Annotated in this window: 13 protein-coding genes; 12 read left to right on the forward strand and 1 reads right to left on the reverse strand. The window is 56.7% G+C overall.

Annotation, left to right across the window (positions count from 1 at the left end; all coding sequences use genetic code 11):
- Nucleotides 1-114: 114 nt before the first annotated feature.
- A complete protein-coding gene (locus CEE69_RS03825; RefSeq protein WP_099259412.1) occupies nucleotides 115-2,832 on the reverse strand; it encodes a COG1361 S-layer family protein in 2,718 nt (905 codons plus the stop codon).
- Between the two features lie 560 nt (nucleotides 2,833-3,392).
- On the opposite strand from CEE69_RS03825, the gene CEE69_RS32740 reads away from it, so the two are divergent.
- From CEE69_RS32740 to CEE69_RS03885, 12 genes are all read left to right on the forward strand, one after another.
- Nucleotides 3,393-3,566: a hypothetical protein gene (locus CEE69_RS32740; RefSeq protein ID WP_199169783.1), complete on the forward strand. Its 174-nt coding sequence runs from the start codon at nucleotides 3,393-3,395 to the stop codon at nucleotides 3,564-3,566.
- A 121-nt stretch (nucleotides 3,567-3,687) separates the two neighbouring features.
- Complete coding sequence (locus tag CEE69_RS03830) at nucleotides 3,688-4,842, forward strand: DUF1559 domain-containing protein (protein WP_099259413.1); 1,155 nt, start codon at nucleotides 3,688-3,690, stop codon at nucleotides 4,840-4,842.
- A gap of 299 nt (nucleotides 4,843-5,141) precedes the next feature.
- Complete coding sequence (locus tag CEE69_RS03835) at nucleotides 5,142-7,244, forward strand: esterase/lipase family protein (protein WP_099259703.1); 2,103 nt, start codon at nucleotides 5,142-5,144, stop codon at nucleotides 7,242-7,244.
- 726 nt (nucleotides 7,245-7,970) lie between these two features.
- Entirely contained in the window at nucleotides 7,971-9,416 is a 1,446-nt protein-coding gene (locus CEE69_RS03845) for a UDP-glucose 6-dehydrogenase (protein WP_099259414.1), read from the forward strand.
- Between the two features lie 368 nt (nucleotides 9,417-9,784).
- Nucleotides 9,785-10,516: an FHA domain-containing protein gene (locus tag CEE69_RS03850; RefSeq protein WP_099259415.1), complete on the forward strand. Its 732-nt coding sequence runs from the start codon at nucleotides 9,785-9,787 to the stop codon at nucleotides 10,514-10,516.
- Between the two features lie 3 nt (nucleotides 10,517-10,519).
- Entirely contained in the window at nucleotides 10,520-11,092 is a 573-nt protein-coding gene (locus tag CEE69_RS03855; protein WP_233214599.1) for an RNA polymerase sigma factor, read from the forward strand.
- Entirely contained in the window at nucleotides 11,089-11,754 is a 666-nt protein-coding gene (locus CEE69_RS03860; RefSeq protein WP_099259417.1) for a hypothetical protein, read from the forward strand. The genes CEE69_RS03855 and CEE69_RS03860 overlap by 4 nt, the downstream gene beginning before the upstream one ends.
- 22 nt (nucleotides 11,755-11,776) lie before the next feature.
- Nucleotides 11,777-14,326: a carboxylesterase family protein gene (locus CEE69_RS03865; RefSeq protein WP_099259418.1), complete on the forward strand. Its 2,550-nt coding sequence runs from the start codon at nucleotides 11,777-11,779 to the stop codon at nucleotides 14,324-14,326.
- 306 nt (nucleotides 14,327-14,632) lie between these two features.
- The gene (locus CEE69_RS03870; RefSeq protein ID WP_099259419.1) at nucleotides 14,633-15,727 is read left to right on the forward strand and encodes an AAA family ATPase; all 1,095 of its coding nucleotides are present in this window, start codon (nucleotides 14,633-14,635) and stop codon (nucleotides 15,725-15,727) included.
- The gene (locus tag CEE69_RS03875; RefSeq protein ID WP_099259420.1) at nucleotides 15,717-16,598 is read left to right on the forward strand and encodes a DUF58 domain-containing protein; all 882 of its coding nucleotides are present in this window, start codon (nucleotides 15,717-15,719) and stop codon (nucleotides 16,596-16,598) included. The genes CEE69_RS03870 and CEE69_RS03875 overlap by 11 nt, the downstream gene beginning before the upstream one ends.
- Before the next feature lie 8 nt (nucleotides 16,599-16,606).
- Nucleotides 16,607-19,195, forward strand: a complete 2,589-nt coding sequence (locus CEE69_RS03880) for a BatA domain-containing protein (RefSeq protein ID WP_099259421.1) — start codon at nucleotides 16,607-16,609, stop codon at nucleotides 19,193-19,195.
- The gene (locus CEE69_RS03885; protein ID WP_099259422.1) at nucleotides 19,192-22,047 is read left to right on the forward strand and encodes a vWA domain-containing protein; all 2,856 of its coding nucleotides are present in this window, start codon (nucleotides 19,192-19,194) and stop codon (nucleotides 22,045-22,047) included. Before CEE69_RS03880 ends, CEE69_RS03885 begins: the two co-directional genes overlap by 4 nt.
- Nucleotides 22,048-22,318 lie beyond the last annotated feature (271 nt).

Here is a 22,318-nt window from a genome sequence, read left to right on the forward strand (position 1 = left end):
GGCAAACAAACAGTCAGTGGACGGATGCCAATCACCCGTCAGTAGATACTGTAGGTCGCCGTCTCGGGTGATGAAACCACCCGAGATAGGAGTTGTATGATCGACTCGCGGTTCCTAGCGATCCGCATAAACCATGGTCGACTCTTCTTTGGTCACCGGTTTGGGCGACTGGTCGCTGGTCACGATTGCTTTTACGAGGTGCGTGTCAGCGGCGTCGCCTCGGACACGAATGCGATAGGTGAGTTCCGATCCAGCGGGTAGTTCGTTTTCAGGAGCGAAGACCATTCCGCCTTGACCGTCCGGACGAACTTCCGCGTCGGCTCCCAGCACTTCCATGCCACGTGGAACCATCAAACGAACTTGGACGTTGGAGTCGTTTCGCGAGCCAGTGTTTTGGACTCGGATTTCATAGGTCGTTTCCGCACCTTGCTCGATCGGGTCGGCCAAGTCCGAAATGCTGAAGCTGAGTTCGGCTTGTGACTCCACTCGGACGGTGCTTTCGCTGGTTGCTCGTGAATTGAGGTCGGCGGAAGCTTCCAACTGGATCGCTTGTTCGCCTTCTTCCACTGGCAGCAACGTCAACGGCACCTTGGCGGGTTTGCCCGGTGGCAAGGACGCGACGGACCAAAGGACGGCGTGACGATTTGGATCGTAATAGCCAGCGTTCTCGGTTCCGACGAAAGTGAATCCGCGGTCGAGACGAGCAATGATTTCAACGTTGGTCGCTGGTGCGGTGCCGCGGTTGATCAGTTCAACTTCGTAGGTCGCTTGTCGTTCCAGGAATCGCAAGCCTGGTCCGGTCAGACGGACATCAATTGCCGGAGCAACGACTTCGACTTCGACGGTGTGGCTGGTCGGTTCCGCGTCGTCGGACACCAGTTCAACGGTGTTGCGAATGACGCCCGGTTCAACCGCTCGCATCCGCAAGACTTCGCGACGGACTTCGCCGGGACGAAGTGTATTCAAGAACGAATCAAGTTCACGTCCGCCGGGGTGATCCATGCCTTCTGGAACATCTTCGCGAAGGACAACGTTGGTGGCTGCACCCGAACCGACGTTGGACACTTCGAGCTCGATTTCGAGTTGTTGGCCGATCAAGACTTTTGCGGGTGCGTGCTGAGTGACTTTGAGTTCGGGGCGTGTGCTGCGAGTTCGAACCGAGGCGGCGGCTTCGAATGTGACGCGAGCGATGCTGCCTAGTTCGCCTTCTTCGACGGGCGTCAGGTTCATCGTGATGATGCGTTGTTCGCCGGCTGGCAAGGCACCGAGTTCCCACATCAACGCGTCACCTTGCATGACGGGATTACCGGAGGCATCGTTGAAACGCATGCCAGCGGGAATGGTGTCGTGAACTCGAACGCCCAAGGCTTCCGCGGTTCCGACGTTTTGAACGTTGAGTTTGAAGGTCGCGGGTTGTCCCACTTTGACTTCCGGTGGTGCTTCTTTGTGAATGACGATGCTTGGTGTTTGCATGCCTTCCAGTCGACGCTCGCCGGGCATCGCGTAAGCGGCTGGTTGTGCAGCGATGGACGTGTTGCCTGCATACTCATTGCCGGCTCCTGGGGCTGCGTAGCCGGAAGCTGGGAGATTGCGTTGGCTTGCAAAACGAGTTGAAGCGGCAGGTGCCGGTTCTTCGTAGGCTGCATTGCCACGAGCAAAGTTATCGTTGGGTGCGTTGGCTCCATAAGCCGATGGCTCAGGCGAACCGAACTGGTCGCTACCAGCGAATTGGTCCGACCCAGCGAATTGGTTGGGGGCTCCGTAAGGTTCGGCGGCCGGTGCGGAGCGAAGGTCGTTGTTGTAGTTCGCGTCATTTCCTGAACGCATGTTGTTGGCGTTCATTGGTTCAGGCTGACCAAACTGGCCTGGTTGTTCGGGAGCCATGTCGTTTGGCATTTGGTCAAGAGCGTCGCCGGGCATCGAGCCATACGGCGAGTCGCCTGGCTGAGCGAACGTCGCGGCTGATTGAGATTGAGGTGCTGGCAAGTTCGGCAACGGGGCGTTCCCCATGGACGCCGGTTCTGGCATCTGCATCGGCTCAGCCATTCCGCTCATCGCGGGACCGTCGTTCATTCGCATGTCGTTGACAGGAATGTCGGAAGGGCGTTCGTTGCTCATCGCTTGGCCGACTGCGGGCATGCCGCCAAAAGCCATCGCGGGCATGGCCATCGCTGGGCCAGCGTTGTTTTGTGCGTCTGATGGAGCGGCTGCTTCTGGTTCAGCCGGCATCGTCATCGACATGTTCATGTCAGGCATTCCGAATCCACCGGTCATCGACAGGTCGGCTTCAGGCATCGAGTTCACCGGGGCGTCGGCGGGAGGCGCATCCATCGGCGGCATTTCCATTGCCATCGCTGGCATGGTCATGCTTGGGCCGGATTCAGCAGTCGGGCTTTGCGAAGCCGCTACTTGGGGTGCGGGTTCCGGAATCGACAACGGCGATAGACTGTCCAGCGATTCGTTGTGGCTGGCCATTTCGACTGGCTGCGACACGTAGGTTTCGTCGGAGTAGCCGGCTTGGTGAATCGCACCTGGATCCGACGAGTCGTCAAAAGCCGCGAGGAAGTTTTGCGGCGCGGTGTCGTTGGGACCCGTTTCGCTCGTGCCGGGCATCGAGATCGGTGCTGGCATTTCGGATTGCCAGCGGGGAGCGTCGAGGGTTGGCACGTTCTGATCGGCCAGGTCCACGTCACTGGGAAGGTTACTGCGTTGAGCTTGCGCGGCGGCGAGAGCTCCGAGAAGAATCGTCGCGATTCCACCGGTGAGTCGGTAGCCAATTCGTTTGCCGAAAATTTCCATCGTTCGCATTCCTTTGCGTGTCTTTCGCTTCATCCTGGCGAAAGTCTGGTTCCAGGCATGTCGGGGTATCAAATCCCGCGGCCATGAAACAAGCCCAGAAAATAGTCGGAGCAGTGAATTCATGGTCCAGGCATTCACATGCCTTGGTTCTCCGGCCGCGGTCAGTTCCGCGACTTGTATCCGGAAGCGGTCGAATTCATCGCAACGGATTCCTGTTCCTTTCAAAGGCAGCAACACGACATTCGATTGATTGGTTGATCCTTCGCTTTCTTGGCGAGGATTCAGTCAGTTGCGTCGGAACGAGTTGTCTTAAGAAACTTTGCCGAGGTGGGGTGTGATGGATCTTCCCTGCGGGGGCACGTGTGCACAATTGACGCAATGCTGTGCTAGGAGCGAGCGTTTTGCGTCAGGGCCTGCGAATATTCTGCTGTGAAAAATGAAATGAATATTGTCAAAACTCGGTTTGCAGTCAGATTGCGGCTTTTTCTTGCTGTCGGTTTCCTGTCCATAGATCTAGTTTGGCGGGGTGTGCTATCGCCTTGCTAGGTGTTCGGCAAGCAATTTTCGTGCTTTTGAATTGAGGAGAGTTTTTGATGTTAAAGAATTTTGTTGCCGTTGCTGCTTTGATTTTTTGTCTCGGCGGAGTGGTCGGTTGTGGGCCGAGCAACGAGCTGACCGTCTCGGAAGTTGACGACAGCGTTGTTCACACCGAAGAGCAAATGGCGGAAATGGAAGCCTCCAATGCCGCTGACATGATGAGCAAGTAGCTCGTCGCGATTGGCCGAGGACCGGCCCTTCGCATCATTTGTCTCCAGTTCTGGAGCATTTCTTTCGAGCACTCGCGTCGAGTGCTCCTGTCGTTCCCTTCTTTTTAAAAGGGCGTTTTCAATGAAACGCAATTCTTCTCAGGGCTTCACGCTCGTCGAACTATTGGTCGTGATCGCGATCATCGGCGTGCTCGTGGGGCTGTTATTGCCCGCCGTCCAGGCAGCACGCGAAGCCGCACGGCGTATGCAGTGCAGCAATAATTTCAAGCAAATTGGCTTGGGTCTTCACAACTACCATTCGGCTTACAATCGATTGCCGACGCAAAGTGGTGGGACGTTTGGCAACCCAGGTAACCGTCATCTTTTGAGTTTTTTGGTTGGTCTCACCCCATTCATTGAACAGCAAGGTTTGTGGGAACAAATTGCCAATCCCCGCGCGACGAACCACAACGGTTCGACTCGCGGGACTCCGTTTCCACCGATGGGGCCGGTGCCTTGGGATCGAAACTACACGCCATGGTTGACGCAAGTGGGCACGTTCCGCTGCCCGAGTGATCCGAATGTTCCTCCAGGAAACTTCGAAGCGTTCACGAACTATGCGGCGTGTATCGGCGACGGGATCGCCAGCAACAACCACTCCTGCGTCAATCAGGATGGGTCCGAGGCAACCTGGTGTACGCCACGACGCGGCGGGATGGACCGAGGGTTCTTTGTCACACGACGTGAGACTCGTTTCCGAGATGTGCTGGATGGTTTGAGCAACACGATCGCTTGCGGTGAGATTGTCACGGACAACAACACCCTCGAGATCAACACGGTTGTGATCAACCGCGGCAGCAATGCGGCATTCTTCAGCGACCCTGCTGTTTGCGAGGACACGATTGATCCCAATCGACCTCAATTCCACGTCGCAGGAACTAATGCCAACAACTGGGCCACTTCACAGCGGCACGGGATGCGTTGGGCGGATGGGCGTCCCGTGATGTCCAGCGTCAACACGATCATGGGTCCCAACGGAGTGAGCTGTGCCTACGCGGGTGACGGGTCGGACTGCATGGTCACGGTCGGCAGTCGCCACCAAGGTGGTGCTCACGTGTTGATGGGTGACGGAGCCGTTCGCTTCATAACCGATTCGATCGACGCCGGGAATTCGCGAGCGAATTCGCCAAACTGGCCTGTTGGATCGTCGACAACATTGCCGGGGATGCAAAGCCCTTACGGTTTGTGGGGAGCTTTGGGGACCAAGGCGGCGAAGGAAACCGAGGGACTCGAGTAGTACTCGATCTCCCTGAAGCCAACATCACAAACGCTCGCGACGATTCATTTCGTTGCGAGCGTTTTTTTGTGCGCCGGGGAAAGGAATCGCGAGCGTTCGATCGATCGTGAATCGGCGATTTGAGATCGAAAGAGGCCTAAGTTTCCCAGCTTTCCATGTTCGCGTTGACACCATTTGCGTGAGTTTCCTAGTGTCCGCCCATGGTCTGTTTCAATCGTTCGTCCGCACGACCGATTCTTCGTTCACAATCGCCTCCTTGGGCGAGCGTTCGTTGCTGCGCTTCGCTGATCACATTGTTGCTGTTGTGTTGCCCTTCGTCGGGGTGCATCACCGCTCGGTATCTCGAAAACCGATCGATTCGCGATAACGCGCTGACCAATTCTTTGCACCTGCTCCGGTGGCGCGGCCCGGAGATCAGTGTCCGAACGCAAAGCACGCTGCGTCGATACGGGTTGATCGAAACCTATCAGGACGACAGCCAGATCTGTCTCCACCGACTGCAATCGCTCAACGCACAAAACCCCGACACTGAGCTCGCTTACGCTCTTTCAGAGTTGTCTTACGTCGAAGGGAAAATCGCGGATCGAGACGGTCGTTCCAGTGACGCGATGAACCACTATGGCGTGGCTCTGACGACCAGCTACCGGTACTTGTTCGGCAATCAGCTCGGCGAAGTCCGCAATCAGTACGATCCCCAGTTCCGCGCCGTTTGTGATTTGTACAACGAGTCGCTGGAAGATTTGTTGCGATTGTTGTGCGCCGAGAATCGCTTGCGTCCTGGCCAGACTTACACGATCCAAACCGCGAATCAAAAGTTCGTGATACGAGCGGAAATGCGTGGTGCTTGGAAGGAAGACGAATTCGATCACTACGAATTCGTGAGCGACTACGACATCAAGACACTGAACAATCGACACACCACCTACGGTTTGGGAGTGCCGTTGATCGCGGTTCGCAAGCCACGTGGCGAAGGGCATCCCGAGGAGAAGTACTATCCGGAAGGCTTGAGCTATGCGGTGACGGCGTTGCTTCGGTGTTCAACGGAACCTTCCCGAAAGGGGGGAGGTGCGAACGCTTATCAAGGCATGGCACGGGCAGGCAACGCGTCGTCCATTCAGCAGGTATCTCATACGAACGAGTTTGGTGCTGCCGACGAGACCGCCGTTTGTGTGCTTGAATTCTTTGATCCGTTGCGAGCCAATCAAATTCAATTGGCCAATGACTGGGTTCCATTAGAAACAGACCTGACGACGCCGCTGGCGTACTTCTTGGACAGCGAAGAATATCGCAAACGCGATCGCGCGACGGAAGGTTTGCTGGATCCAGACGACGCTCAGCAGAAACGCGGGCTGTACATGTTGGAGCCCTACGACCCCAACCGAATTCCCGTGTTGATGGTGCATGGGCTTTGGTCCAGTCCGCTGACGTGGATGGACATGTTCAATGACCTGCGGAGCTTCCCCGAAATTCGCGAACGCTATCAGTTTTGGTTCTACCTGTATCCGTCCGGGCAACCGTTCTGGATCAGCGCGACGCAGTTGCGAGGCGATCTTTTCGCGATGCGACAGACGTTTGATCCCGCCGGGCAGGACCGAGCGGTCGATCACACCGTCCTGGTTGGACACAGCATGGGTGGGCTGGTCAGCCGGATGCAGACGATCGACAGCGGCGATGATTTTTGGAATCTGGTCAGCGACAAACCAAAAGAGAAGCTGCGTGGTCCGCCGCAGGACATCAACAAGCTGGTCAGTGCCCTTGAGTTTCGACCGAACCAATCCGTTGGACGCGTGATCACAATTGGAACGCCGCACCGCGGGAGCAATCTTGCCAACACCACCACTCGCTGGTTGGCTGGTTTGATCATCGAGTTGCCGCGCATGGCGGTCTCCACCAGCACCCGTTTGACACGAGCCAACCCCGGTTTCTTTCGCGACACACGTTTGCTGACCGAAGCCAACGCGGTGGACTCGTTGGCGCCGGATTCGCCAATCTTCCCTGTCATGTTGCGAGCGAAACGTTCTCCGCAGGTCAAGTATCACAACATCGTTGGCGTCTTGGAGGACCCTCCGCTGTTGGCTGGGCGTCATCACCGAGGCGATGGTGTGGTGGAGTACAACAGTGCGACAATGGAAGACACGGAAAGCGAATTGGTGGTTGATTCGACGCACACCAAATTGCACATGACCGGCAAAGCGATCTTTGAGGTCCGGCGAATTTTGCTGGAGCATTTGGATGAGGTCGATTCAGAAGATCGGCTGGCCTGGGCACCGCATTCAGCGACGCCTTTGATGAGCGACGGAGCCTCCGGGATGATCACCGACGTGGCCCCCAATCTTTCCAATGGACGTCCATCGGTTTACCAACTGATGAGCAGTCCTCCCGCCGACGCGACTCGGCGATAGCAAAGCCAATGAGGCTCGCGTCTCCTCAGCGGAGGTTGCGCAGTTTCTTAAATGCTGTATTGCCGGGCGTTTGTCATCACCCTCCCTCTGGGAGGGTCGAGCGAAGCGAGGGGAGGGTCGAGCATCGGAACCAGCGCGTAACCCTCCCCGGCCCGAAGCGGGCCGACCCTCCCAAAGGGAGGGTGAAATAGAACTGCCTGCCCCCGCTCCACCACGGAGGTCGTGCAGTTTTCAAGTGCCGTGCTCGCGAGGTTAAAATCACCCTCCTGAACGCAGTTGGGGAGGGTCGGAATGCGAGCGTTCAGCGAGAATTCCGGGGAGGGTAGTGCGCGCCTTTTCCTATGCTCGGCCCTCACCCTCGCGTACGCCTGAACGGCGTCGCTCGACCTCTCCCCAAACTTCGTTTCGGGAGAGGTACGCCGTGTGTAAGTCAGCCGAAAAGCGGCATCAAAAAACTGCACGACCTCCTTAACGGAGGGAAGTAGGCTGCTTGCGTCTCAATAATGTCTCGCTGGGGTGCGTCGCGATCAGAGTTCGGGTTGAATGGGACGCGGTTTCCATTGTCTGCCGCGAGGCGGGCAATCGTCACAGGCAGCACATTGCGAATTTCAGGGCCCCGATTCAGATCGAGGGGACTGATTCATCCACGCGATGATTTTCCTGCCGACTAAACTGCCGGACTCGAGTCTTGTCACGCTCACTTCGTTTCTTTGTTGCTTTGATTCTATGACTGCTACCGCCTCTGCCCCCGCTTCGGATCGTCCCGCGATTGGACCCGTGAAGAAAATCTGTTGCATCGGCGCTGGTTACGTGGGCGGTCCAACGATGGCCATGATCGCTCACCAATGCCATGACATCGAAGTTAAGGTGGTGGACATCAATGCCCAGAGAATCGCACAGTGGAACAGCGATGAACTTCCGATTTATGAGCCCGGTCTCGATGAGATCGTGAAGGGGCGTCGAGACCAAAATTTGGTCTTCACTACCGAGGTCGACGAAGCGATTCGTGACGCCGATATGATTTTCATTTCGGTGAACACTCCGACAAAGACGTTTGGCGTGGGTGCTGGACGAGCAGCGAACTTGGAGTTCATCGAGAAGTGCGCCCGCAAGATCGCAGAGGTCTCGATCGGTCACAAAATTGTCGTTGAGAAATCAACTTTGCCCGTCCGAACGGCCGAAGCGGTCAAAGCAATTCTGGCGGAAGCAACGAGCGGTGCGACCTTTGACGTCCTGTCGAACCCCGAATTTTTGGCGGAGGGAACGGCCGTGGATGACTTGCTGGCTCCTGATCGCGTTTTGATCGGTGGCGAAAGCGATGCCGCGGTTCAAGCTCTCGTCGAGGTGTATGCCCAGTGGGTGCCTCGGGAAAGATTGTTGACAACCAACTTGTGGAGCAGCGAGCTGTCAAAATTGACCGCCAACGCATTCTTGGCTCAGCGAGTTTCCTCGATCAATTCCATTTCGGCACTTTGCGAAGCGACCGAAGCGGACGTCGACGAAGTCGCGATGGCGATCGGAATGGATTCGCGAATCGGACCGAAGTTTCTGAAGGCATCGGTCGGTTTTGGAGGCTCTTGCTTCCAAAAGGACATCCTCAACCTCGTCTATCTTTGCGAGTACTTCGGGTTGCCCGAGGTGGCTGACTACTGGCAGCAAGTCGTCACGATGAACGACTACCAGAAGCGACGTTTTGTGCACCGCATGGTCCGCACAATGTTCAACACTGTGTCGGACAAGAAAATCGCCATTTGGGGATTCGCATTCAAAAAGGACACGAACGACACCCGGGAATCCGCCGCGATTTATGTTTGCCGCGATCTGTTGCTAGAAAAGGCTCGTTTGTCAATTTACGACCCTCAAGTCACCAAAGCTCAGGTTGTCGCCAACTTGGAAGCTGTCTTCAAGAATGGTGATCAAGAGATCAGTAATGTTTCGCGTCAATTGATTGAGAACAACGTGGAAGTGGTTTCCGACGCGGAGACCGCAGCGACATCCGCCCATGCGATTGCTGTTTTGACGGAATGGGACGAGTTCGCGACCGCAGATTTTGAAAAAATTCGTGAATTAATGCAGAAGCCCGCCTTCGTCTTCGACGGTCGCAACACATTGAAGAGTCTCGGCCTGGAAAAGCTTGGGTTTGACTACCAAGGCATTGGATTCAGTCGCTGAGTTCGACTTAAGTTCTCCGTCACCCCGTTCTCTCGCCATCGCGAGCCTTCAGAGGGGCTGCAATCGGCGGTTCTACCTGCTATTTTTGAGGGGTCTCTATGGTGCCCTGGAGGGGTAGTGGTGTGGTATATCACGATATCACGCTTGAATGGGTGATTAATCCTCTCCCACTATTCGATCAATTACAATAAGATCGGCCGCGAACATGGTTGCAAGGTTGCTTGCAAATCACTCTTTGCGAAAGAGAGGGTGACGGGGAAGCCAAAAATTGGTCCTTCCTTTGCATAGGCACGAACCACGTTTGACCATCCAAGTCTCGCACGACCGATTCCGACTCGTGCGTTTGGTTTTCGCAACGAAGGGTACCGATGCAAGTAAGACTGCGAGTCCAATCGGGCAGCCATGAAGGCAAAGAGATCGAGGTCTCGGAAAAGAGATTCTTGATTGGACGTAGCGAATCCTGTCAGCTTCGTCCAAAAAGCGAGTCGGTCAGCCGCCGGCATTGCATTCTGGCAATCAAAGACGGCCGAGTTCTGGTTCAGGACCTGAAGAGCCGCAACGGCACATTCGTCAACGACAAGCGATTGCCGGCTGACAAGGCCAAGGTGCTGAAAGACGGCGATAACCTTCGCGTCGGCAAGTTGATGTTTTCGCTCGTCATCGAGCATGGGTTGCAGGCCGCGAAAAAGCCTGAAGTCAAAGACGTCGCCGATGCTGCCCAACGGACCAAGCAGGGTGCTGGCGAAGACAGTCGCTTTGAAGAAGTCGACGTGGATTCCTGGTTGGACGAAGCCGATGCAATCGATCGGGTTCGAAAGCAGACCGACCCGGACACGCGACAATTTCGTTTGGATGGCAAAGAAGGCGAAAACAGCGACGACCTGTCGGTCGATGGCACGGTCATGATCGAAGACGCTCCTGCGAAGAAGCAGGACAACGACACCAAGATGTCGTCGGACGATGACACCAGCAACGGTTCACGCGTGATCCCGCCCAAGAGCAAACCGGGCAAGCTTCCCGAGGGTGCAAAGAAAGCTCTGAAAGAAAATTCGCGGGACGCGGCCGACGATGCCTTGAAGCGTTTCTTCAGCGGCCGGTAGGTGATGAAAACCGTTTCGCTCGCGATGTTGTCCAATGAGGCATTGGCGGACGCCTACTTGGGGCGTGACGCCCGCATGGACTCCGCGTTCACCGAACTCTTCCGTCGGCACCGTGATTTGGTTTATCGCGTTTGTGTCCGTTGGCTCGGGCACCACCAAGACGCGGAAGACCTGACGCAGGAAACCTTTCGCCGGGTCGCTGCTTCCATTCAGTCGTGGGATCGTTCGCGACCAATTGAGCCCTGGTTGACCACTATTGCCGGAAATCGTTGCCGGTCCTTTTTGGCCAAACAAAAATCCAAGCCAAAGTTGGCTGGAATCGATGAGACGCACGTTGCGATCCAAGGAGTCGGCTCGCCCGCCAGCGGTATCCAAGCGAACCAATCGCTGCGTGACGCGATGGCTTCCTTGCCGGCGTCCTCGCGGCAAGCATTTGAGTTGGTCCATTTCGATGGGATGTCGTACGAGCAAGCTTCGAGCGTGATGGGCCATCCCGCGGGTACAATTAAAACGTGGGTCCACCGAGCTCGTCTGCAAGTGATCCGCCGCGTTCGAGAAACCGGGGGTGTCGCATGAGTCACAACTCAACCATTCACTCCGTCTCCGTTGGTGAGAACGCAGCCTGCGACGCATTCGAAGCTCGTATGAATCAGTGGATTGATACCGGGTCAGAACATTCGATCGATGACGACCGTCACTTGGCTAATTGCGTCCACTGTCAGCAAACTCTCGCGATTTGGCGTCAGTTGGAAACGGGGATGCCGACGGCGGTCGGGGCGGTGGGAACATCTGGAACTGAGCGAAGGTTCCTGCGAGTCGCCGGTCAGTTGTCAGTGGCCGTGGCTGCGTGCTTGATCGCCGTGATTGTTCTGCGGGCTCCGACCAACGAAATGTCGGTGGACGAGGCGAATTCTCTCGTGGGGCCTTCCGGCGATGGGGTACAATGGAATGTCGCGTCGTCGTCAGAACAAAGCGATTCGCAGGGTGAATCAGCGGTGCGTCCAGTTCCGGTTGCTACCGATTCCACTCGCGAATCATTGTTGGCCGATTCGGGCAAGCTGTCTGCTAGGCGGCCCGCTGGATCGGTGATCGATGGTGCTGTCGCTGATCAGCCTTCAGGGCAAAACATGTTGTTGGCGCAGTTCATCGCTCAGTCTCGTCCAACAGTCACTCAGCTGAGTGTTGGTGTGGCTCCGCTCGGTCGGACACTGCAACGCACGGCGAATCTTTTCTACTGATTGCTACCAACGTTGAGTCCCCATGAAAGTCACCTTTTCCAACTCGGATGGCAAGCGAATGTCCAGCCGGTTGAGAGAGGTGCTCGCGGCGATTCTCTTGCTGGTTTTCGCAGTGTCGATTGTTGGGCAATCCGCATTGGCTCATGCCGAGCAGCTGATATCGCTGCGGAACGGGATGGTCCTGCGAGGGATCTACTTGGAAGTTCCCAGCATGAACCAAAATGCAGCCTCGGCTGCAGGTGAAAGCGGTATTCAGAACCGTCCGATTTGGGTCGTCGATGATGGACTGCGGCGAACCTACGTTCATCGGCGAGGGATGGTCGCAGCGGAACCACGCGATGTTCCGGATCTGCACGAGCGAATTGAATTCTTTCAACCGGTGCCCGATGGTGGCGAACAAGTCGCGTCGATTGGCCAGGCTCTCGGCGTCACGCCGTTCAACGAGTTCGGTCGACGGAGACTGACCGTTCGAGGTCCCTCGGGGTCTCCGTTCCCGATCCTGCAAGGCATCACGGAACTGACGGCAAAGTACGCGAAGGTTGAGGCTCTTAAGACCGACGACTCGATCAACCTCGACATGCGAATTGCCACATCGAGTATCAGCAGCGATCAGCTGCGGAACATTTTTCGTCGCAACACCGATCCGAAAAATGTCGACGCTCGCTTGAACGTCGTGCGTTTTTTCGCCGAGTCCGAACGTTACGCCGACGCGCGTCGAGAATTGGTGCGGATTCTGGATGAGTTCCCAGAGAGTTCGGATCTCAAGCCGATCGTTGGCCAATACGTCGAGAATGAAGCCAGCCAATTGCTCGAGCAAGCGGAACTGCGACGTGAGTCGGGCCAGCCCATTTTGGCGCGAGCGATCTTGGATCAGTTCCCGACGCGAGTCGTCAGCCGAGTCACGCAGGTCAAGGTCGCGGACTTGATCGGATCGATGGACGAAACTCAGAAGCAGATTGACACAGTTCATCAGCGTCTGGCGGAGTTGGTTGGCGAACTGCAGGAGCCAATGCAGAACTCACTGGGTGGATTGGTCGCTGAAATCAAAGCCGAGCTCACCCCGGCGACTTTGCCACGTATGAGTGACTTCATTCGCATGGGCGGCAACTCGACGATGGATTCCGAGACTCGGGTTTCGCTCGCGGTGGCGGGTTGGTTGCTCGGCAATGGTTCGGGCGAAACGAACCTGAAAATCGTGCTTTCGCTGATCGACGTGCGAGTGTTGGTTCGTGAGTACTTGGCTGAGCAAGACCCTGGCAAGCGACAAGAGATCCTCGAACGTTTGTCGTCGTTGGAAGGCGCGCGAGCCGACTACATCGCGAAAATGTTACCGTTGATGAAGCCGCCATTGATTGATGCGATCGAGGTGGATGATTCGATTGTTGCTGATCCTTCCGTGGATGGAATGTTCCATGTGGGATTGGACCAAGCGGGCTTTCACGCCGCTCAAGCAGAAGACCTCGCTTCGCTTCCGCCTGTTTCGTACGTGGTGCAGTTGCCACCGGAGTACGACCCGAATCGAACCTATCCGTGCGTCGTTGCGATGCATGCTGCGGGAGCGGTCGCTGAGACTCAACTCAATTGGTGGTCGGGTGTCCCACAGCAATCTTTCTTGCAACAGAAAACCAGTGACGAGCAGCTGGTCAACGAGTCTTCGGCTGATGGCACCGCGGAAGAGTCTGCACCGGAAGTTTCCCCGACGATGCGGCTTGGTCATTCCATCCGCCATGGATTCATCGTTGTCGCACCGCGTTGGACGCGAGGCGGTCAGGGCGACTACGAGTACACGATGCGCGAGCATGACGCGGTGCTGAGTTCGTTGCGTCACGCGATGCGACATTTCGCGATCGATGCCGATCGTGTTTTCATCGGCGGTCACGGGCCGGGCGGCACTGCGGCTTGGGACATTGCCATCTCTCATCCGGATTTGTGGGCGGGGATGATCAGCATCAGCAGTCGCCCCGGCAAAACGCTGCAGCACTACAATGCGAATTCGAAGTACATGCCGGTCTACATCGTCAAAGGTGACAAGGACGGCGTGCCGCTGCGGGATTATGGAGGCATCTACGATCGATACATGACCTACGACCACGATGCCATGATCGTGTTGTACCGCGGCCGCGGATTGGATTTCTTTTACGAAGAAGCTGACCGGATCTTTGAATGGATGAAGACGCCGGGGCATCGCCGCGCCGCGCCGCCGGAAGATTTGGAAGTGGTATCGATGCGAGAGGGCGATCGGTTCTTTTGGTGGTTGGAATGGGGCGAGATGCTTCCTGGTTTGTCGATCAATCCCATTCTTTGGAACGACGCGGAGCGTTTGAAGGCTGCCCCGGTCAAGGCTCGCGTGATGGCGAACAACGAAGTCATCATCACGCAGGCACCATCGGATTCGTACACGGTTTGGTTGTACCCGCAGATGCCGCTGGATTTCAAAGAGACGATCACGGTTCGCTACCGTTCTCGACGCAAGGATTTCACGTTTGATCAATCCGTTGGAGTGATGTTGGAAGACGCTCGTGTTCGAGCGGATCGCGAACGGCCGTTTTGGGGAATGGTTCAAATTCCCTGAGCTTGTGATTCTGAGCGAATTCTCTCAGCGTTATTTTTGCCTCGCAATGCACGCGGGCTCATCAAGCGATACGTGCAGACAATCGATTTTGCGGCGTATTGGCAGACAGTTGGCCGATGTGTCGCTCGTGGGGGAGTCGTTGGTCCATCTTTCGGATTCATGCATCCAGGGGTGTTCGTGAGGCAGATCGTCTCGCGTAACAACTGTTGCGAGCACATTTGACCGGTCTACTCCGCCACTGTCCGGTGGGCTACCTTGGTAAGACGTACTGGTGCGATTGGCCGCATGATCGTCGCCGCGTGATCTTTGGACAAAGAGAACCTGATTGAGACATCCTGGATGAATGCACCTGAATCAAATTCCGCTGCCATTGGCGAGGCGGACCTCAACTTGCTTCACGACGCTCGCCGGCGAGTGATCGAAGAGTTGGGAAAGATCATTGTTGGCCAAGAAGAAGTCATCGACGAGATCCTGATTTGTCTCTTCAGCCGCGGTCACGTTTTGCTGGAAGGCGTGCCAGGGCTGGCCAAGACGCTGATGATCAGCACGCTGGCCAAGACGCTGGACCTATCCTTCAGTCGAATTCAATTCACACCTGACTTGATGCCCGCCGACGTGACTGGCACTGAGATCATGGAAGAGGACCGCGCGACGGGGCATCGCGAATTGCGATTCATGCCCGGGCCGCTGTTCGCCAACGTGGTGTTGGCCGATGAGATCAACCGAACGCCGCCGAAGACACAGGCGTCGTTGCTGGAAGCGATGCAAGAACGGCAGGTCACGGCCGGTCGCGAACGACATCAGCTCGATGATCCGTTCTTCGTGCTAGCGACACAGAACCCGATTGAGCAGGAAGGCACGTACCCGTTGCCCGAAGCTCAACAAGACCGGTTCATGTTCAAAATCTACGTCGACTACCCATCGTTCGATGAAGAGTTCGAAGTCGCTCGGCGGACCACCGGAACTGGGACGGCTGAAGCGGAACCGGTTCTTCGTGGCGAAGAGATTTTGCGGCTGCAACAATTGGTTCGTCAGGTTCCCGTCAGCGACCACATCGTGCGATACGCGTTGTCGTTGGTTCGTCAAACTCGCGTCGGCGGTGAAGGCGTTCCGGACTTCGTGGAAGACTTGGTTGGCTGGGGCGCCGGGCCGCGAGCTGTTCAGTTTTTGATCCTCGGTGGCAAAGCCCGAGCGTTGTTGCAAGGTCGCCATCACGTGCAGGTCGAAGACATCCAAGCTCTTGCACCGCCAGTTTTGCGTCACCGGATGGTGGTGAATTTCGCCGCCGAAAGTGAAGGCATCACCAGCGACGAAGTGGTCGCCCGAATCATTGACGCCACCCCGACGACCGAGGACGAATTGTCTCGCGATGCCCGATTCCAAAAGATATTTGCGTCCTGAGGTCACCGCTCGCATTCGCCGGTTGGAATTGACCGCCCGGCGAGTGGTGGAGGGTTTCCTTTCAGGGATGCACCGAAGTCCGTACTTCGGTCAATCGATCGAGTTTTTGCAACACCGCCAGTATGTTGCTGGCGATGAGTTGCGGCATATCGATTGGAAGGTATACGCGCGCCAGGATCGGTTGCACATCAAGCAATATGAGGAAGAAACCAACCTTCGTTTGCAGTTGCTCGTCGATTGCAGCGGCAGCATGTCGTACGGCGAAGGTGACGAGAACAAATTTGAGTACGCCGCTTCGCTCGCCGCCTCGCTCGCCTACCTCGCTCTTCGTCAGAAAGACGCTTGCGGGTTGTATACGTTCGACACGCAGCTTCGTGACAGCGTTCCGGCCAAATCGAGTCAGCACCAGCTCAATCGGATGTTGACTTGCCTCGCGTCCGCGGATCACGAAGGCGAGACCAAACTCGATCACGTCGCAAAGCAACTCGCATCCGCGATTCCTCGAGCCGGTGTTGTGTGTGTGATCTCTGACTTGTTGGGCGTGGAAGAACTGCAAGAAGGATTGCGAGTCCTGAGGGCTCGCGGGCACGACGTTGCCTTGATTCACGTCTTGCACGACGACGAAATGGATTTCGACTTCACCGGCGCCACTCGATTCGAAGGGCTGGAAGTCGAGTCGGCATTGAACTGCAATCCAGCCGCGCTTCGCGAAGGTTACCTCGAGGCGCTGGATGACTTTCTTGAAAAGACCCGACGAGCCTGTGGCCGATTGAAAATCGATTACTTGCAAGTCCGGACCAGCGAACCGCTCGATGCCGTGCTGGCTCGTTTCCTGTCCGCTCGGCAGGCACTCCCAAAACTTCGAAGCTAGGCAACGACTTGTTCCTCTATCCCGCCCTATCGATTGGTTTCGCGTTCGTCGCGGTTCCGCTCTTGGTTCACCTGATCAACTTGCTTCGGCATCGCCGGACCAAGTGGGCGGCGATGGATTTTTTGCTGGCCAGCTATCGCAAACAACGTCGTTGGATTGTTCTGCGTCAATTGCTGCTGTTGCTTTCGCGGTTGGCCGTCGCGGCATTGCTGATCGCATTGCTGGCTGGATTGGTTGGTGGACGCGAATGGATCGGGGCTCTCGGCGGCCAAACCACGCACCACGTGATCATTCTCGATGACAGCTACTCAATGCAGCAGGTCGTTTCGCGGCGCGGTTCCGATGAGGGTAGCGTGGAATCCGATTCCACCGGCGTCGTCGGCAACACAGCTTACGACCGAGCGCTGGCTTCCGTTTCGGGATTGGTCAAACGTTTAGCTGCCGACGGCGACAACCACACGTTGACGGTGATGCGAGCCAGTCGCGCGGCGATGGTGTCAGCGGGTGAGAATGCGTCCGCGGATGTGGCTGCTGACTTGTCCGCGCAAACCATTTCGCCAGATGGACGACAAGTCGATCGTTTGATGGCGACGCGAGCTTCTTCGCTGCGAACCGATTTGGTTCCCGCGATTGATTTGGCATCGGACTTGATCGCCGCGACCACCGCGGATTCGCAAAACTTATACGTGGTCAGCGATTTCACGCAGCGGGATTGGGCGGCGCCGCGTCGTATGGCGGAGGCGTTGGAATCCGTCGACCAAGCGGGTGCCAAGATCCGAATGATCGACTGCGTGGACAATCGAACGAGCAACACGACTCGCAATCTCGCGATCACCGATCTGAGTCCGACGCCGGATGTTTGGGTCGCGGGAGTTCCCGTGGTGGTCAACGTAACGGTCAAAAACTATTCGCCGCGTGAAGCGACGAACGTGGCAATTTCCGCGAGCGTGATCACTTACGGCGATCAAGTCAAAACTGCGGATCCGACGGTCACCGTCAGCGGCGAAGTCCAGAACTTGCCGGTCATCTTGATTGACTCCATTCCCGGCGGTCAGCAGTTGACGAAGTCGTTTCAAATCTTCGTCAATCAGGTTGGCACGCATGTCGTCAAAGTGGAGTTGCCATCCGATGCGCTGGAGGTCGACAATTCGCGAGTTTGCACGATTCCGCTTGCGGATGCTCAGCGAGTGTTGGTGATCGACGGTGGGGATGCGGATACGATTGGGGCCTACCACGTCGCTTCGGTTTTGGATCCGGGAAGCCAAGTCCGGATCGGTGCCATTCCGGAAGTGCAACCGGTCACGATGCTGCGTGATGTGACCGCCGAGCAATTGTCCCGTTACCGAGCGGTCTATCTGATCGATGTTCCCGAACTATCCAAGCGGGCGGTCGATTCGCTGACGCAATACGTCACCAACGGAGGCGGCCTGGCCTGGTTCTTGGGCGACGATGTCGACGCGGAAAACTACAACGGCATGGTTGGTGGAAAAGCCGGGGGGCTGTTGCCATTTGATATCGCGCCCACGTTGGGTCTGGGCAATGACTCGGAGGAGTCGCCGCGATTGGTGCTCGGCAAAAACGCGGATCTGCTGGGGCCGATCGCTTCTGCTGGGAATGGCATCTTCGGGTTAGTCAGCATTCGCCGGCAATGGGTGCCCGCGATGTCTGCTGCCGAAGAACTGCGAGAAGAATTGATGGGCGATGAAGCCGAGGCTGAACCAGTCCAAGCGAACGTGCAAACCTTGTTGGCTCGTTCCGACGAGACTCCTGTTGCGACGCTTCATGGATTGGGCCGAGGCCGGATCGTGACGGTCACCACCGGACTGGACGGCAACTGGAATAACTGGCCTGGCGATCCGACGTTCGTTGTGTTCTTGCTTCAAAGCAACGCGATGTTGTTCAGCGGAGCCGCTCCGCCCACCAGCCGAATGGTCGACTCGGTCGCGGAAATTGACGTGCCCGGGGAGAGCTATCTGCCGACGGTTGTCTTGCTACCGCCCGCGGAGGAGCCACCTCGGTTGGAGATCGAATTGGAAGCCGCTGCGAACGAATCGTCAATCCAAGTTTCGCCTCGCGAATTAATCGTTGCCGACCAAGCTGGGCTGGACGAATTGTTGATGCCAGGAACGATCGAATGGCAACGCACGGGAACCGATGGGCAAACGAGCGTGATGCCGGTGGCGTCCGTGCTGAACGTCGGCGAATCCGATTTGTCTCGAGTAAGCAGTGCCGAAGTGATCCGAGACTTGCTGCCTTTGGAGGTCGAGTTTCTTTCACCGGGAGATTGGGGTGACTCTGGAGTCGGCGGTGGGATGTCCACTTTCCTTTTGATTTTGCTGGCACTTTTGGTGTTGATGCTGGCCATTGAACAGATGCTTGCGGCTTGGGCGTCGTATCACGTGCGACCGACCAGTGATGGTGCGGTGGGAAGTCGATCCAGTCGCGGAAGACGAAGCAGTCCCGCGTCTGAAATGCCACGGCCAGCCCCGCGTGGTCGCTCACGAAAGAGGACGGTTGGGGCGTCCAATCATGGCAACGATGGTTCCGACGGAGCGACCTCGAGTGCGAATCCATCCACGGCGGGAGCATCGCGATGAATCCTTCTGAACAAGTTGTCTACGAATTCGCGAGAGCATCGAGCCTGGACGGTTGGTGGGTCTGGGCCGCGGTGGTTTTAGGATTGGCCGTCGCTTACTCGGCATGCATCTTTTACTACAAGCGTGACGTCGGAGAGCTGCGGCGTCCGGTGCGATGGACGTTGATTGGTCTGCGTTTGGTTGCGGTGACGGCGCTCGTGTTTCTGTTCTTCGATTTGGTTCGGCGGACTGAGCGACGAGTGACGCGACCCAGCGAAGTCATCGTGATGGTCGACACCAGCCAGAGTATGTCGTTGCCTTCGGGTGATTCGATCGAGGCCGTTTCTCGTGTCGAACGGGCCCGTGAGTTGGTCGCCGTTTCGGAACTGGTCGAATCGTTCGCGAAAGAACATCGAACGAGTGTCTATCTGTTCGATCAAGCGACCGAACCTTGGCTCGTGCAAACCAAGTTCGAACAAGAAGTCGCGACAACCGGTGAGCAATCATTGAATGAAGAAGCCTTTGCAGAACCGATCAGTCCGTTCGTGTTGTTTGGCGGTTTCTGCCTCGCTGTTTCCGCGATTGCATCCTTGGTCGCTTTCGCGATGGGGGGCCTCGGGATTGGCAATGCAAAAAAGAATGGCAAGCGATTGACCAAAGCCGCCGGGGCGGAGACTCCCGGTTCTGCGTCTGCGATCGGCTGGTCACTGTTGGCCGCAGCGATCACGTTGGTGTTTGGCATCGTTTCGATCGGCGGGGTCTACGCGGTGCACACGGACCGGTCTTTGGCTCAGTTGATTGGTTTGGAAACAGCCGGGGAGCCCGACTCGGCGGAGAGCCAACCGGCCCCGAGCGAATCCGATTTGGATTCCGATGGCGATCCTGAATCACCAACGATGAAGGCCGTTGATTGGGATGAAGTCATTGTCGCCGGCGGTGCACAAAGCCGGATCGGCGACGCGTTGCGATCTGTTTTGGTGGACCATGATCCGACGACTTTGGCGGGCGTGATCGTGATCACTGACGGTCAGAACAACGGCGGTGCGACATTGTCCTCGGCGTTGGCTTTGGCTCGTCGCGGCGAAGTCGCGGTCTATCCCGTGGGCCTGGGAAGCAGTCAGCCTCCGACGAACATTCGCGTGGTTGATTTGGAAGTCCCACGTCGTGTTTACCCCGGCGACAAGTTCGTTGTCGCTTCAGTGTTGCAAGCGACTGGCACCTCGGCGTTGGAAGTCGATGTGGAATTGGTGGACGCGCTCGACACGGGCGAAGGCAGCTCTTCCAGTGACCCTGGCGCAAACGCGGAACAGTCCGCGACCAGCTTGCCTGGCGGCGTGGTCTTGGAAACCCAGCGAGTGAAGTTGGAACCCGACGCGACGCTCACTGATATTCGTTTTGAAATTGAACCGCAAACCGTTGGACGACGACGCTTGGCCGTTCGCGTGGTCGCGCCGGCGGAGGATCGCAACGCTGCTGACAACATGCAAACGGCTCGCTATGAGGTTGTCGCTCGCAAGCTACAGGTATTGGCGATAGCCGGCGGGCCGACGCGTGAATATCGCTTCGTTCGCAACTTGTTGTTCCGCGATGAATCGGTGCAACTTGACGTGTGGTTGCAAACCGGGATGCAGGGCATGAGTCAGGATGCCGACGAGTTGTTGGCTCGTTTCCCCGAGACAGCCGAAGAGTTGTTTGACTACGACGCGGTGGTGATGTTCGACCCGGATTGGTCTGCGATTGATTCCGCTTCGCTTGAGTTATTGGATCGCTTTTTGACTCAGCAGGCCGGCGGTTTGGTCTTGGTCGCTGGTCCGGTTTTTCACCCAAAGATTTCAGGAGATCGGGCCGACCCACGCTCGAGCCAGATTGGTGCATTTTTTCCTGTGAACCTGGCAACGCGAGGTCCATTGCTGGGTGGTGGTCGACAGGGCGGTTCGGAATCTTGGCCGTTGAAATTCACGCCGGAATCCTCTCAAGCGGAGTTCCTGTGGGTGGCGGATTCATCGGAAGAGAGTTTTGAGATCTGGCAAGAGTTTGGCGGCTTCTACGATTACGTCGGTGTCAAAAGTGCAAAGCCCGGTGCGAAGGTCTACGCCTATTTCTCGGATCCAACGACGGAGGTCAGCGGCAGCTTGCCGATTTTCATGGCCAGCCAGTTTTATGGTGCCGGCCGAGTCTTCTTCCAAGGCAGCGGCGAAGTGTGGCGTTTGCGTGCTGGTGGTGATCGTTACTTCGACAGCTACTACACCAAACTGATTCGTTGGGTGAGCGAAGGTCGTTTGTTGAGAGACAGCAACCGCGGCGTGCTGTTGGTCGATTCAGACCGAGCCATGGTGGGGCAAAACATTGCGTTGCGAGCAGTCTTGGTCGACGATCAATTTCAACCGTTGACGGAGCCATTCGTGACCGCGAAATTGTTGGCTCCCGATGGAAAAATCAAGGATCTCAAGCTGACTCCCGCGGCGGACTCGCCTCGCGGTGGAACCTACACGGGCAACTTTGTTGTCACTAAGAGCGGCGGTTACGAAATTCAGTTGGCGGTGGGCGATGCTCTCGACGAACAATTGCTTCGCCAGAGTGTTCAAGTCCGATTGCCGACCAGCGAGCTTGAGCGTCCACGCCGGGCGGATGACGAGTTGTTGAATCTGGCGTCGACCACGCGGGGCGAGTACGTGCCGGTGGATGAGACGACTCCGATGAGCGACGTGAAAGCAACCTTGTCCGAAGCGATCGTGCCGCAATCGCAAGTCACCTTGTTGGCAGGAACACCCGATTCTGCTTTCACGCTTCGTCGCAACGCGGTGTTGATGTGGTTGATCGCATCGGTGCTGACATTCGAGTGGGTGACACGACGTTTGCATCGCTTAGCTTGACCTTTTAGTTCTGAGCCAGAGTAGAACAGTTGTCCTCAACTGTTTGCGTGTGTGGGTGAAATCATCGAGCAACCTGACGCGATTGCGAGTGAAGTTGGCGAAGGGGATGGTTTGGTGTTGGAGACTGGCCCGACGGAGCAATGGAGACAATTGTTCTACTCTGTTGGGTCGACGGACTTGGAAGTCCATCGTACGGCGGCGTGAGATCTGGGGTGACGGTGCCGACTGTGTGAGCCGATCGGCGTTAGCCGCGGTTGCCGCTCACAACGTT

Source organism: Rhodopirellula bahusiensis (genome assembly GCF_002727185.1).
GTDB lineage: Bacteria > Planctomycetota > Planctomycetia > Pirellulales > Pirellulaceae > Rhodopirellula > Rhodopirellula bahusiensis.